11 protein-coding genes are annotated in these 13,457 nt (G+C 69.3%); 6 read left to right on the top strand and 5 right to left on the bottom strand.

What is annotated here, in order from left to right; all coding sequences use genetic code 11:
- Positions 1-43 precede the first annotated feature (43 nt).
- Complete coding sequence (locus HDA40_RS03180; RefSeq protein WP_253751360.1) at positions 44-1,048, bottom strand: pectate lyase family protein; 1,005 nt, start codon at positions 1,046-1,048, stop codon at positions 44-46.
- A 145-nt stretch (positions 1,049-1,193) separates the two neighbouring features.
- On the opposite strand from HDA40_RS03180, the gene HDA40_RS03175 reads away from it, so the two are divergent.
- Positions 1,194-1,514 (top strand): hypothetical protein, encoded by a 321-nt coding sequence (locus tag HDA40_RS03175; protein WP_253751357.1) that lies wholly within the window; start codon positions 1,194-1,196, stop codon positions 1,512-1,514.
- A 34-nt stretch (positions 1,515-1,548) separates the two neighbouring features.
- Positions 1,549-2,430 carry an oxygenase MpaB family protein gene (locus HDA40_RS03170; RefSeq protein WP_443671298.1) on the top strand — a complete coding sequence of 294 codons (882 nt, stop codon included), beginning with the start codon at positions 1,549-1,551 and terminating at the stop codon, positions 2,428-2,430.
- A 43-nt stretch (positions 2,431-2,473) separates the two neighbouring features.
- Here the strand turns inward: HDA40_RS03170 and HDA40_RS03165 are convergent, their stop codons facing one another.
- Entirely contained in the window at positions 2,474-3,931 is a 1,458-nt protein-coding gene (locus HDA40_RS03165; RefSeq protein WP_253751352.1) for an RICIN domain-containing protein, read from the bottom strand.
- 10 nt (positions 3,932-3,941) lie between these two features.
- Positions 3,942-5,435 (bottom strand): pectinesterase family protein, encoded by a 1,494-nt coding sequence (locus tag HDA40_RS03160; protein WP_253751349.1) that lies wholly within the window; start codon positions 5,433-5,435, stop codon positions 3,942-3,944.
- A 143-nt stretch (positions 5,436-5,578) separates the two neighbouring features.
- Between HDA40_RS03160 and HDA40_RS03155 the strand changes: the two genes are divergently transcribed.
- Together HDA40_RS03155 and HDA40_RS03150 are read left to right on the top strand one after the other, a co-directional pair.
- Positions 5,579-7,699: a sigma-70 family RNA polymerase sigma factor gene (locus tag HDA40_RS03155; protein ID WP_275978169.1), complete on the top strand. Its 2,121-nt coding sequence runs from the start codon at positions 5,579-5,581 to the stop codon at positions 7,697-7,699.
- The gene (locus HDA40_RS03150; protein WP_253751343.1) at positions 7,696-8,427 is read left to right on the top strand and encodes a carbon-nitrogen hydrolase family protein; all 732 of its coding nucleotides are present in this window, start codon (positions 7,696-7,698) and stop codon (positions 8,425-8,427) included. Before HDA40_RS03155 ends, HDA40_RS03150 begins: the two co-directional genes overlap by 4 nt.
- Here HDA40_RS03150 and HDA40_RS03145 read toward each other — a convergent pair.
- Complete coding sequence (locus HDA40_RS03145; protein ID WP_253751341.1) at positions 8,400-8,900, bottom strand: GNAT family N-acetyltransferase; 501 nt, start codon at positions 8,898-8,900, stop codon at positions 8,400-8,402. The genes HDA40_RS03150 and HDA40_RS03145 overlap by 28 nt on opposite strands.
- Before the next feature lie 116 nt (positions 8,901-9,016).
- Between HDA40_RS03145 and HDA40_RS03140 the strand changes: the two genes are divergently transcribed.
- Positions 9,017-11,332 (top strand): MFS transporter, encoded by a 2,316-nt coding sequence (locus tag HDA40_RS03140; RefSeq protein ID WP_253751338.1) that lies wholly within the window; start codon positions 9,017-9,019, stop codon positions 11,330-11,332.
- Positions 11,333-11,461: 129 nt separating this feature from the next.
- Here the strand turns inward: HDA40_RS03140 and HDA40_RS03135 are convergent, their stop codons facing one another.
- Positions 11,462-12,214, bottom strand: coding sequence for a hypothetical protein (locus HDA40_RS03135; protein WP_253751336.1), 753 nt, complete (start codon positions 12,212-12,214; stop codon positions 11,462-11,464).
- A 161-nt stretch (positions 12,215-12,375) separates the two neighbouring features.
- On the opposite strand from HDA40_RS03135, the gene HDA40_RS03130 reads away from it, so the two are divergent.
- A complete protein-coding gene (locus HDA40_RS03130) occupies positions 12,376-13,215 on the top strand; it encodes an HAD family acid phosphatase (RefSeq protein WP_253751334.1) in 840 nt (279 codons plus the stop codon).
- Positions 13,216-13,457 lie beyond the last annotated feature (242 nt).

The following is a 13,457-nucleotide window of genomic DNA, read 5'->3' as shown; positions in this document are numbered from 1 at the left end:
CTTCCTCACGGCTGCGTAACCGTGATCTGCAGCGTTCAACGGGCTAGATCTTGCCGGTGCCCGCACCCGAGGTGACGATCGACTTCACCGACGAGTTCGCGTCCACCGTGTACGCGTACGGGATGGCCGCGACGCCGGCCCCGTTGCGGGCCGCCGGGGTGCCGGAGTTGACCAGGTAGTTGTTGAGCAGCTTGATGTTGCCCGACGGGGAACTGCCGGTCGCCGACACCGCGGAGTTCGGCGTGTTCTCGAAGTAGTTGCGTTCGAGGTAGACGCCCGCGTTGCAGGTGGACGCCACGCCGTAGGTGCCGGAGTTGTAGTAGTAGTTGTTGAACACGTGTACCGGGTTGCCGAAGCGGACCCGCGGCCCACGCTGGTCGCAGTTGTTGAACCAGTTGTGGTGGTAGGTGATCCGCAGGTGGCCGGTGTCCTCTGACGCGTTGTCGTCGCTGTGCCCCACGAGCGAGCACTTGATGTGGTCGTGGAACTTGTTCCAGGACACCGTGATGTAGTCGCCGGCGTGGGTGATGTCCAGCAGGCCGTCGTAGTAGTCGGTGCCGTGGCTGGTGTCGCTGGACAGGTCGTTGTGGTCGATCCAGAGGCGGGTCGACTTCTCGACGTGGATCGCGTCGCCGTTGCCGACGCCGGCCGGCACCTTGGCGATCACCAGGTTGCGGATGATGACGTTGCTGACGCTCTTGAGCTTCAGCCCGCAGCCGGTGAGCCCGGAGTTCGAGCCCACCCCGATGATCGTCTTGTTCGACGCCACGGTGATCTCGCTGGAGCAGGCGAACTTGCCGTTGACCTGGATGGTCTGCGTGGTGCTGGAACCGGCCGCGCTCGCCAGGGCGGACGCGCTGGTGACGGTGACGGTGGAGCCGCCGCTGCCGCCGGTGGTGCCGCCGCCCTGGGTGGCCCAGCCTTCGAGGTTGAAGGTGGCCGCCGAGGCGGGTGCGGCCGAGACGGCGAGTCCGGTCGCGACGAGGGCGATCGTCCCGGCCAGGGCGAGGAGCCGTCCGTGGAGTGGGTGGTGCGAGGGAGACGTCATGAATGACCTCCGGTGGGATCTGCGCGCCGTCCGCCGATGCGTGGGCGCGCAGGGGCGGTGTTCGGATGTGGAAAGCGCTTTCCTAGTCCAGCACCATATCGATGTATTTCTAATTTGTCAACGGCGGATCGCCTATTCTCGAAGCATGGGGCGTCGATGGGATCTGCTCGCGGCGATCGCTGCGGTGACCGCCGCGGTCATGCTGACCGTGTACGTCGTCATCATGCGGGGCCAAGGCGACACACCACTGTGGTGGGTGCTCGCCGCGCTGGGGCTCTCGGTGGTTCTGTGCGGGTACGCCGTCGACCGGCGCCGCGCGCACCGACGAGGGCTGCTCGGCTTCGCCGGTGGGCTGCTGGTGATCCTCGGCGTGCTCAGCCTGCTGTCGATCGGCTGTCCGATCCTCATCGCCGGGGTGACTGCGCTCATCGCCGCCGCCACCGCCAACGGCCGTCCGGCAGCGTAGCGACTACCTCCGACAGGGATCGGCGTACGCTCGGGTGATGGCGGGCGATCTAGGCTTGTTCGGGCCCGAGTCGATCACGTGGCGGGTGCACGCCGACCCGATCCTGCTGATCTCCGCACCCCGGGCGCTGCTGTTGCAGGCGCTGCATCCGCGGGCGATCGCCGGGGTCATGCAGAACTCGGACTTCAAGCGCGATCCCTGGGGTCGCCTCCAGCGCACCATCACCTATGTCGCCACGGTGGTCTACGGGACGACGGCCCAAGCCGAAGCGGCCGGCCGGCACGTCCGGGCCATTCATGCCGCCATGACCGCCGTCGACCCGGCGACCGGCGAGCGATTCCGCGCCGACGAACCCGAACTCCTGCGGTGGGTGCACGTCACCGAGGTCGACTCGTTCGTGACCACCGCCCAGCGGGCCGGCCTCGGGCTCACCGCCGACGAGGTCGACCGTTACTACACCGAGCAGCGTCGCGCGGCGGCGCTCGTCGGGCTGGATCCCGAGTCGGTGCCCGGTACGGCGGCCGAGGTCGCCGAGTACTACGCCGCGACGCGACCCCAGCTGGCCACGACGCCGGGCGCGATGGAGGTGCTGCGCTTCCTCGTGTCGCCGCCGATGCCGTACGGGCTCGGCCTGACGCCCGTGCGGTTCGCCTGGTGGAGCTTCAGCGCGCTCGGCGTCAGTCTGCTGCCCCGCTGGGCGCGCCGGCTCTACTTGCTGCCGGGGCTGCCGACCACCGACCTGTCCGCGACCGCGTCGGCGTACGCCCTCCGGCACGCGATGCGGGCGTTGCCTCGCCGCGTCTTCGAAGGACCGCTCTATCGCAGCGCGATGGCCCGTGCGGAACGGTCAGTGGCTCGCGCGGACGCCCCCCGGCCGCGTTCAGCGACGGCCCGGGGGGACTGGCTGACGGGGTGACCGGTGGGGCCGCGTGCGCCCAATACGACCCCACCGGAACACATCACGCGATGTCGGCCTGCGGACCCGCGTACGTGCGCAGCAGCGACGGCACGTTCGCCGCCGAGTCGAGCGTGTACGAGTAGAAGCTCGACGGCGTGAACGCCGAGCCGTTGGTCTGCGCCTTGCCGCTGCAGTTCACCAGGATGCTGCCGGACTGCTTGAGCTGCGCGGCGGAGGTGTCGTTGTAGTACGGGTTCGCCACGTTCTCGAAGTAGCTGTTCTCCAGCACCATCTTCGTCGAGCCCCGGGACAGGTTCCCGTAGGACGTGATGTTCTGCATGTAGTTGTTGTAGAGGTGGGCGTACGCGACGTTGTCGGTGCTGGGGTTGCGCTGGTTGGTGTCGTGGATCCAGTTGTGGTGGATCGTCATCCGCGCCGTCACGTTGTCGGTCCAGCCGATGCCGAACGCCTTGTTCGTGTTGCTCAGGACGTTCCACGAGACCGTCAGGTACGTGGTGTCCAGGCGGCTGTCGATGAGCCCGTCATTGGTGTCGTGGATGCGGTTGTGGTCGATCCAGATGTGGTCGGCGGTGTCCATCTGGATGCCGTCGTAGTCGAAGTCCTTGTCGTCGGGATCGTCCGAGGCCATCTTCGTGTCGCCGATGGTGAGGTTCCGGATGATCACGTTCTTCGTGCCCGGGTTGAGGTGCAGGCCGCCGTTCTTGATCTGCCCGGTCGCGCCGACGCCGATGATCGTCTTGTTCGATGCGATCGGGATCTCGTAGCCGTACGGGGTGACCGTGATGGTGCCGCTGACCCGGATCACGTACGCCGCGCTCGCGGCGGCGTACTTCACGAGGTCGGCCTGGGTGGTGACGGTGACCGTCGTGCCGCCCGCGCCGCCGGTGGTGCCCGCGGCGAATCCGTCGGCCGTGTTCGACCACGTACGCCCGCCGGACGTCGGAGACGCCGTCGCCCCGATGACGTAGTTGAACGACCATTGCATGCGGGCGATGTCGGAGCAGGGTTCCTGGATGATCGGGTTGCCGCCGGCGGTGGAGCCGTCCTTGTCGGACACGCAGAGCCCGGTGGCGACGCTCTTGATGATGTACTTGCCTGCTGCTGCGGTGGAGGCGGTGAACGTCCAGGTCTGGTTGGTGCTGGCTCCGCAGGTCCACTGCCACAGCTGGATGCCGCTGCTGCTGTCGGCGTAGGGGACGTCCATGCACTTGGCGCTGTTGGTGTTGACCAGTCCGTAGCCGCCCGCTTGGGAGACGGCTTTGAACTGCATGTCGGTGGCGGCGGCGTTGCAGGCCAGTTGCTGCAGCAGGGCGCCGTTGCCAGTGCCGGCTGCGACGACGTCGACGCACTTTCCGCTGGCTCCGGAGGCGAGGGTGTAGACGCCGCCGTTGACCGGCGCGACCGCGGCTTCGGCCATCGGCATGGTGATGAGCATGATCCCGGCGGCGACCGTGCACACCGACGCGGCCAGGCCGGCGATGAAGCGTTTTCTCTGCATCACGGACTCCTTAGGAGATCGGGTTCCAGCCGTCGGAACCGGCCAGGTACTTCTGCGGGGTGTAGTTCGCGGCCTGCGAGTCGGCCAGCTGCGGCCGGTTGCCGTTGACGGTGGCGCCCGAGCCGGTGTTCCGGTATTCGAAGAACCGGGCGTTCTGCCAGGTGTTGGTCGACATGTTGGTCCACGGTTGAGCGGTCGCGATGGTCGCGCTCAGCGTCGACTCGCGGTAGAGCACCTGGGCGCCCTGCCGCCAGGGCCGGCCGAGCCCGGTCACGTTGTTCGCCGCGCCGGTGATGGTCGACTTGTAGAACAGGAATCCGTAGGTCTTCGCCGTGTCCGTGCTCGCGGCCGTGATCGGCCCGCCGGTCGAGCGCTTCTCATAGACGCTGCACCCGTCGAAGACGATCGTGCCGCCGCCGAAGATGAAGTCGACGGTCCCCTCGATGTAGGAGTTCTTCACGTACGCCCGCGTCGCGTCGTTGACCAGGAAGGTGTCCTGGTCGCCGAGCAGCCGGACGTTCGTCAGCACGGCCCGGTCGGCGTTGAGGTGCAACGCGACCGCCTGCTGCCCGGAGGTGACCGAACTTTCGTCGAAGTCGTTGGAGATGGTGAGGTTGGTGGCGATGAAGTCATGCCCGTACGCGAACACGGTCGCGCTGCCGGAGGTTCCGTACGCCCCGGCATAGTGGTTGTTCACGATGACCGTGTTGCTCGCCGACGACCCCAGCCCTTGCAGGGTGATGTACGGCTTGTTCGCGGGCACGGTCACGATCTCCCGGTACGTCCCGGCCTTGATCGTGATCACCACCCGGCTGGTGTTGTTCACCGGAACCGCGTCGACCGCCGCCTGCACCGTGCGGTACTTGCCGGTGCCGTCGGACGCGACGGTGGGCGTACCTGCGGTGGCAGTCGGGCTGGAGGTCGCCCCGGTGACGTAGTTGAACGACCATTGCATGCGGGCGATGTCGGAGCAGGGTTCCTGGATGATCGGGTTGCCGCCGGCGGTGGAGCCGTCCTTGTCGGATACGCACAGCCCGGTGGCGACGCTCTTGATGATGTACTTGCCCGCTGCTGCGGTGGAGGCGGTGAACGTCCAGGTCTGGTTGGTGCTGGCTCCGCAGGTCCACTGCCACAGCTGGATGCCGCTGCTGCTGTCGGCGTAGGGGACGTCCATGCACTTGGCGCTGTTGGTGTTGACCAGTCCGTAGCCGCCCGCTTGGGAGACGGCTTTGAACTGCATGTCGGTGGCGGCGGTGTTGCAGGCCAGCTGTTGCAGCAGGGCGCCGTTGCCGGTGCCGGCGGCGACGACGTCGATGCACTTTCCGCTGGCTCCGGAGGCGAGGGTGTAGACGCCGCCGTTGACCGGCGCGACCGCGGCCTCCGCCATCGGCATGGTGATGAGCATGATCCCGGCGGTCACGCCGAGGACGGCGGTGGCCAGCGCCGGCACAGGCCGGCGGCGCCAGGCGGATGGGCGTCCGCCGGGCGATCGTGAGGTGTTCATGGATGGGTCCTCCTGGGACGATCCGTGGAGCGGTGTCGATCAGGAGACGGGCCCGGACGGCAACCCATAACAGTTTTTGTCGCGACTCCCGAGAAAATAGTCACTGGTAGATGTCTTGACAGCGCCGCCTGCCGCGCGCCACGATGTCGCCCGTGCTTGCGGACACCACGCAGGTCGTCGCCGCCCGCGACGGAGACCGGCAGGCCCTCGCCGAGTTGCTCACCGGCCATCTGCCGCTGGTCTACAACATCGTCGGCCGGGCCCTCGACGGCCATCCCGACGTCGACGACGTCGTGCAGGAGACGATGCTGCGCGCCGTTCAGGGCATGCCCGGACTGCGCGAGCCGGAGAGCTTCCGGTCCTGGCTCGTCGCGATCGCCGTGCGCCAGATCCGCGAACGGGAACGGACTCGGCGCGCGCCGAGGCTCGACGTCTGGCAGGAAGCCGACGACCAGCCCGATCCCGAGGCCGACTTCGTCGACGACGCGATCACCCGCGCCCGGCTCGCCGGGCAGCGCAACGCCGTCCGTGAGGCCACCCGCTGGCTCGACGGCGAGGACCGCCGCATCCTGACCCTTTGGTGGCAGGAACTGCTCGGCGGGCTCAGCCGGGCCGAGGTCGCGGCCACCCTCGGCATCACCGTCGCGCACACCGGCGTACGGATTCAACGCATGCGCGCCCACCTCGACCGGGCCCGCCTGATCCTGGCCGCGTGGCGGGCCACGCCACGCTGCGCGGGGCTCCAGTCCGCTGCCCGGGGCTGGGACGGCAAGGCGGACTCTCGGTGGGTGAAACGCCTGCACCGGCATGTCCGCGACTGTCCGCAGTGCATCGTCGCGGGCCGGCTCGCCCCGGACGACGTCGCGCTCGCGCAGATCGGCCTGCTGCCGGTCGCCGGTGGGCTCGCCGCCGTGATCGCCCAGGCATCGAGCGGCCACCTCGCGCCGGTCTCGACCGGGCTGCTCGGCAAACTCTGGGACCTGCTCACCGCGAAGCCCGCCGCCACGATCACCGCCGGTGCGACCGCGGCGGCGGCCATCGCGGCCACCGTCGTCCTGCTCCCGCCGCCGACCCCCCAAGATCCACCCACGGCTGATCCGCCCGTGGTCGGTTCCGGCCCGACGGCCTCGGCCGCCCCGTCGTCACCCGCGCCTTCTCCCACGAGTACGCCCCGCGCCGCGACCGGTCAGATCTACCTCGCTCCGGGCGGCGACGACAGCGGCGACGGAACCCAGGCGCGCCCGTACGCCACCCTGGCCAAAGCGGTCTCGGTCGTCCGACCGGGTCAGACGATCGTCGTCCGGGGCGGCACCTACCACCCGACCGAGTCCGTCGAGATCACGACGAACGGGACCGCGCAGAAACGCATCACCTTGACCAACGCCGCCGGGGAGCGTCCCGTCTTCGACGCGACCGCCGTCCCGCACACCGACTGGTTCGTGACCCAACGGGCCGCGTACTGGACCGTCCGGGGACTGGAGATCCGCAACGCGCCGACTCACGCGTACGTGTGCGTCGGCTGCCGTTCGACCGTCTTCAGCGGACTGTCCTTCCACGACAACAAGGGCACCGGCCTGATGCTGCGCGACAACGGCACGACCGGCAACCAGGTGCTCGACAGCGACTTCTACCGCAACCACGACGCCGGCGGGGCGGCCGACGGGCTCGCCTTCAAATACGGCTCGGGCACCGGCAACACCGTACGCGGCTGCCGCTTCTTCTCCAACGTCGACGACGGCTTCGACCTGCACGAGTTCTCCTCGCCGGTGACCGTCGACCGCAGCTGGGCGTACGCCAACGGCCAAGACCTGTGGCACGACGCGTCGCAGGCCGTGATCGGCTCCGGCAACGGCTTCCGGCTCGGCGGCGGCGACCCCGCCCCGGCCGTCGCCCACGTCGTCACCAACAGCGCGGCCTGGGACAACGTCGGCTACGGCTTCACCGAGAGCGCCAACCGGGGCGCCCTGCGGTTGAGCAACAACACGGCGTACCGCAACGCCAAGGACGGGTTCGCCTTCTTCTACTCCTCGGCGCAGTTCTCGCACAACCTCGCGCTGGCCAACAACCGGGACGCCGTGCTGGCCGACTCCGCCGTCGAAAACGGCAACTCCTGGAACCAGTCCGGCTGGACGACGAGCACCCTTCGGCAGAGCGATCCGCGTACGGCGCAAGGGCCCCGCCGCTCCGACGGCAGACTGCCCGCGACCGACTTCCTCACCAACACCCGGGATCCGGCGATCGGCGCCCCGATGAGGACCTCATGACCGGACTCCGTGTGGCCGCCTGCCAGACGCCCGAGATCCTCGGCGACGTCGACGCCGCGCTGACCTGCGTCGAAGACTTCGCCCGGCGGGCCGGTGACGCCGACCTGCTGCTGTTCCCGGAGTGCTTCCTACAGGGCTACCTCGTCGAAGCCGACCACCTGACCCGGTACGCCCTCGACCTGGGCTCCGCCGAGTTCGCAGCCGTGTGCCGCCGCCTCGCGCCGATCCGGCCAACCCTGGTCCTCGGCATCATCGAGCGTCGCGAAGACCGGTTGCTCAACTCGGCTGTCGTCCTCGACCGCGGCGAACTGTCCGGCTGCTACCGCAAGACGCATCTCGTGCCCGGCGAGGCGCTCTTCGAGCCCGGCGACGCCTACCCGGTCTTCGACCGCAACGGCGTACGCTTCGGGATCAACATCTGTTATGACGCCCAGTTCCCCGCAGCCGCCGCCGCGGTCGCCGCCCAAGACGCGGACGTGCTGCTGCTGCCGACGCAGAACATGATGCGTCGTGAGAACGCCGAGCGGTGGAAACCCCGGCACAACGAGATCCGCCGTCAGCGCGTAAGCGAAACCGGGATGTGGCTCGTCTCCGCCGATGTGACGGGGGAGCGGGGCGCCGAACGGGTCGGCTACGGCCCGACCTGCGCGATCAACCCCGACGGCGAGGTGGTCGCCCAGGTCCCGCTGATGACCGTAGGTCACGTCACCGTCGAGATCCGGCGCTGATACCAGGTGCCCGGCTGACCGCCGACGTTCGCCGGATCGGCGGGGCCGACGGCGACGAATCCGGCCTTGACCAGCACTTTCTGCGACGCGAGATTCTGCAGCGACACGGCCGCCCGCACGGTATGCAGCCCGTACCGGTCCGCCGCGAGCGCGCAGACCTCCCGAACGGCCGCCGTCGCCACGCCCCGGCCCGTGACATGCTGCGCGACCCGGTAGCCGAGTTCGGCGGCACCGTGCTCGAAGTCCACCAGATTGACCCGGCCCACGACCGAACCGTCGTCGTCGACGAGCACGTGAAAGGCGCAGACGCCCGCCTTCTGCTCGGCCAGCAAGGCGTCGAACCTGGCGTCGAACTCGGCGAAGTAGTCGTCGCCCCGGTCCGTGATCGAGGTCGCGAAGTAGGCGCGATTCGATACCTCGAAGGCCAGTACCGCCGGGGCGTGACCGGGGTCCAGCTGCTGCAATTCGGGCATCGCCCGACCGTACCCGGGCCGTGCGCCGAGATCACGCGGGTTTCCCGCGCGGGATGCGTGAAATGGCCGTTTCGTAACGTACGTACGGCTCGTTACCCCAGGCGATGAACGCCACAGTGGAGACGAAGACGCAGAAAGCCCGCCTGCTCACGATCTTCGTCGCACTCATGTTGTGCGTACTGCTCGCCGCTCTGGATCAGACGATCGTGGCGACCGCGCTGCCCACCATCGTCGGCGACCTCGACGGGCTCGACCACATCTCGTGGGTGGTCACGGCGTACCTGCTGACCTCGACGGTCACCTTGCCGCTGTACGGCCGCATCGGCGACATCTACGGTCGCAAACCAGTCGTGATCTTCGCGATCGCCGTGTTCCTCATCGGATCGGCGCTGTGCGGCTGGTCGCAGACGATGACGCAGCTCATCGCGTACCGGGCGGTGCAGGGCGTCGGCGCGGGCGGGTTGATGGTGCTCGCCCAGGCCATCCTCGCCGACCTGGTTCCGCCTCGGGATCGCGGCCGCTACATGGGCTTCATCGGCGCGGCCTTCGGCGTCGCGTCGGTCGCCGGGCCGCTGCTCGGCGGCTACCTCACCGATCATGCCAGCTGGCGGTGGGTGTTCTACATCAACCTGCCGCTCGGGGCGATCGCCCTCGCGATGATCGCCGTCGTGCTCAAGCTGCCCGCGCCCACCTCCCGGTCGCGAGTGGACTATCTCGGCGCCGTGCTGCTCTCCGCCGCGGTGACCGGTCTGGTCCTGGTCACCTCTTGGGGCGGCAGCGAGTACGCCTGGAGCAGCGCACAGATCCGCCGGCTGATCGCGGCGACCGTCGGATTCACGGTGTTGTGGCTGGTCAGCGCCCGATTCTCGGCGCAGCCGATCCTGCCGCCGCGGCTGTTCCGGGATCGGACTTTCGCTCTCGCCTCCGTCGCCAGCATCGCCGTCGGCGTGGCGATGTTCGGGTCGATCAGTTACCTGCCGATCTTCATGCAGGTCGTCACCGGGGCGAACGCCACGAACTCGGGGCTGCTGATGCTGCCGCTGGTCGCCGGCATCCTCGTCACCGCCATCGCGTCCGGGCAGCTGATCAGCCGGACCGGGCGGTACAAGGCGTACCCGATCGCGGGTGCCCTGCTCACCGGGCTCGGACTGTGGCTGCTGTCCACCCTGGACGAGCACAGCACCCGGGCGCTGATCAGCGCGTACATGGTCGTCATCGGGCTCGGCATCGGCCTGATCATGCAGGTGCTGGTGCTCGTCGTGCAGAACTCGGCCGACCGCGCCGACCTCGGCGTGGCCACCTCCGCCGTCACCTTCGTCCGCCAGGTCGGCGGCGCACTCGGGGTGGCCGTCTGCGGTTCGCTGTTCACGACGCGGTTGTACGACGCGGTCGCCCGTGAGCTGCCCGGAGTCTCCGTCACCGGCGGCGTCGGCTCGCTGACCCCCGCCCGGCTGGCCGAACTGCCCGACGCCGTACGCGACGGGATCGCCCGCGCGTTCGCCGATGCGCTGCCCCCGATCTTCCTCGCCCTGGTGCCGCTGCTGATCGTGGCGCTGATCTGCGTCAGCGTGCTGCCCGCCGTCTCCCTGCGTACGCACGACGCCCACACCCCGGTGGTCGAGGCCGCCCACGCCTTGACCGGAATGGTCCGCACAGCCACGGGTACGCCGCTGGCCCAGGTGCGGCTGAGTCTGCTGGCCGCCGGCGGGGAGCTGCTCGCCACCGCCGCCAGCGACGCGACCGGGACGTTCACCGTCGGCGCCCCGCGGCCGGGAAGCTACGTGCTGGTCGCCGCGGCCGGCGGATACCGCCCCGACGCTTCACGAGTGCAGGTCGCTGCCAAGGCGTATCACGAGATCGTGTTGACCGGAGCGGCCACGCTGGCCGTGGCCACGCGCGTGCCGGGTGCCGCCGCGAACCTCACCGACGACGCGGGGCGGCAGGTCGCGACGGCGCGGGCGGACAGCGCGGGCCGGATCGTGCTGGAGCGGCTCGAAGCCGGAACGTACACGCTGACCGTGACGGCCGACGGCCATCTGCCCGCCGCCCTGACGATCAGCTTGGCCCCGGGCGACACAGTGGAGCGTGAGCTGGCGCTGCGCCGTGCGGCGACCGTCGCCGGGACCGTACGCGCGCCCGACGGCAAGCCGCTGAAAGACGCCCTGGTCGTCGTGCTGGACGCGGCCGGAACCGTGCGCGGCAGTACGCACACCGACGGCACCGGCGGCTTCGCCGTCGACGACCTGGCCGACGGCGCCTACACCGTGGTGGCCAGCGGCTACGGACCGGCCGCGATCGGAGTACACGTCGACGGGCCGGGCCGGATCGACACCCAGATCACGCTGCGTCCAGAAGCCGGCCGGCACGCCGATCAGCCGCACGCGGGCTGGCACGCCGTCGCCCCGAGCCAACCCATCACGGTGTCGCCCTGACCCGCTGCCTGCCTGACCCGGTGCCTGCCTGACTCGCGCGGCGCGCCGCGTTTTCGGCGCTGGATCAGGGATCCGCGTCGAATCGTGGCGCATGATTCGACTTCGGTCCCTGATCCAGCGCTCATCTGGTTAGGGGATGGTGAAGCCGTCGGCGTACACGCCGGGGCGGGCGGGTCGCTCGGCGACGACGCACGCCTGTTCGCCGGGCCAGAACCAGCCGGCCGAGCGGGCGAGGTCGCCCCAGACGTCGAGCTGGGCGTCGAGCGCCGGGCCGAAGTCGGCCAAGCCGAGTTGCCGCCACACGTCGTAGTAGGCGATCCAGTGCGCCTCCTGCTGGCCGAACCAGCAGACCGGGCTCGGCTCGCCGAGCGATTGTTTCGCGGGGGCGGCGTACGCCCGGATCAGCTGGAGGAACAGCTCGTCGCGGACGTGCTTGCGCAGGATCTCGACGAACGGCACGCCGAAGTCGATCGCCCGGTCGACCGGGTGATCCGGCCACGGCTCGCCCTTCTTGCGCTTGGGCGGCTTCGGATCGAACGCCGGAGTGTCGATCCGGTCGTCCATCCGCCAGCGCAGCCGGGCCACCACGGTCGCCAGATCACTGGCCAGTGGGGGATCGGCGTCGGGCGGGGGAGCCGTGATCCAGGCGTACAGGCCGGCCAGGGTCGGCAGGTCACGGACGAGCGGCTGGGCTTCCCGAGGCGATCGGACCCAGACGAACTCCGGCCGGGAGCGGCCCATCGACGCGTACACCCTGGTGAGCGCGTGTTCGGCGGCGGACCGATCGGCCGGGCCACAGGCGAGGCCGACGTGCAGCCATTCGTCGCGGATGTCAGCGGCCAGCTTCCAGGAGGCGGCACGTAGGTGCCGCGGCGCGGTCATACCGCGAGGGCGCGCACGCCCTTTCGCATGAGGCGAATCATAGGTTCGATCATCGCACGCCCTGGCAAGCGCGTTTCGACCGCGTGCCCTGTCGTGCGCGGATCCGATCTTGGCGTTAGCGTCACGGGGTCAAAGTGAACCCCCGATGAAGGGAACGTGACGTGACTTCACGATCCTGGCGCTCACCGCGCCGCGTCCTCACCACGTCGCTGGTGGCGGCCGCTCTGGTCGCCGTGGGCGGGCTGGCCTCCGCGGCGACCCCGCAGCCGGCCATCAAGACCATCACCCCGAAGTACGCCGAGCAGGTCACCAACATCGATGTCCTGCGCCAGCAGCTTCGCAACTACTACGGCGACCCGCTCGGCAGTGGCATCGCCGCTGACGACGGCAACTACGCCGACGAGGCCCGCAAGGTCGCGTCGGCCGGCCGCCGCTGGCTGGACGCCATGCGGCACAAGCCGGGCGGCTCGAAGGCGATCGTCCTCGACGTCGACGACACGACGTTGCTGACCTGGAACTACGAGGTGTTCAGCAACTGGGCGTACAACCCCACGACCAATGGGCAGTTCGTCACCGAGCAGCGGTTCCCGGCCGTCTTCGGCATGGTCGACCTCGTCCGGTACGCCCAGGAGCAGGGTTACGCGGTCTTCTTCCTGACCGGGCGGCCGCTGGCTCAGGAGGCGGCCACGCTGGGCAATCTGACCTCGGACGGAGTCGGCGTCGACGCGGGCTACCCCGCCCCGACGACGCTGGTCGACGGCGAGGACGGGCTGTTCACGAAGCCGCCGGTCGCCCAGTACCCGGATTATCTGCAGGCGGCCTGCGCGGGCGACCCCAACGGCTCCTGCACCACGGTGCACTACAAGTCGGCGACCCGGGCGCACATCGAGTCGCTGGGTTACGACATCGTCGCGAACTTCGGCGACCAGTTCAGCGACCTGGAGGGCGGGTACGCCGACCGCACCTTCAAGCTGCCGAACCCGAACTACTTCCTGCCGTGAGCTGATTCGCGGCGTACGCGGGCGGGCCGGAGTCTCCGGTCCGCCCGTTCGTCATTCGCGGACATCGACATATGGAAATCATGTCGCGGAGCGTGACACGGTCCGCGTCGTGCGGCTGTCGAGAAGTCCGCGACAGCGATAACGGCTCCGTAACGCTCGCCTCCCTTGCGGGCTGACCGGCGAGGCCCGCGTAGCCGCAGGCAGATGGCTCGGCGATCGCCGGTTCGGCGGCGATCAGAGGT

The organism is Hamadaea flava, from assembly GCF_024172085.1.
GTDB lineage: Bacteria > Actinomycetota > Actinomycetes > Mycobacteriales > Micromonosporaceae > Hamadaea > Hamadaea flava.
Note: the sequence above shows the minus strand (reverse complement) of the source record. Positions and strands in the feature narration are given on the sequence as shown.

Bases quoted from the DNA above. Each gene is read 5' to 3' on its own strand.
- HDA40_RS03155 (WP_275978169.1), top strand. From the start codon at position 5,579: ATGTCGCCCGTGCTTGCGGACACCACGCAGGTCGTCGCCGCCCGCGAC.
- HDA40_RS03145 (WP_253751341.1), bottom strand. From the start codon at position 8,900: ATGCCCGAATTGCAGCAGCTGGACCCCGGTCACGCCCCGGCGGTACTG.
- HDA40_RS03160 (WP_253751349.1), bottom strand. From the start codon at position 5,435: ATGAACACCTCACGATCGCCCGGCGGACGCCCATCCGCCTGGCGCCGC.
- HDA40_RS03175 (WP_253751357.1), top strand. From the start codon at position 1,194: ATGGGGCGTCGATGGGATCTGCTCGCGGCGATCGCTGCGGTGACCGCC.
- HDA40_RS03165 (WP_253751352.1), bottom strand. From the start codon at position 3,931: ATGCAGAGAAAACGCTTCATCGCCGGCCTGGCCGCGTCGGTGTGCACG.
- HDA40_RS03135 (WP_253751336.1), bottom strand. From the start codon at position 12,214: ATGACCGCGCCGCGGCACCTACGTGCCGCCTCCTGGAAGCTGGCCGCT.
- HDA40_RS03150 (WP_253751343.1), top strand. From the start codon at position 7,696: ATGACCGGACTCCGTGTGGCCGCCTGCCAGACGCCCGAGATCCTCGGC.
- HDA40_RS03180 (WP_253751360.1), bottom strand. From the start codon at position 1,048: ATGACGTCTCCCTCGCACCACCCACTCCACGGACGGCTCCTCGCCCTG.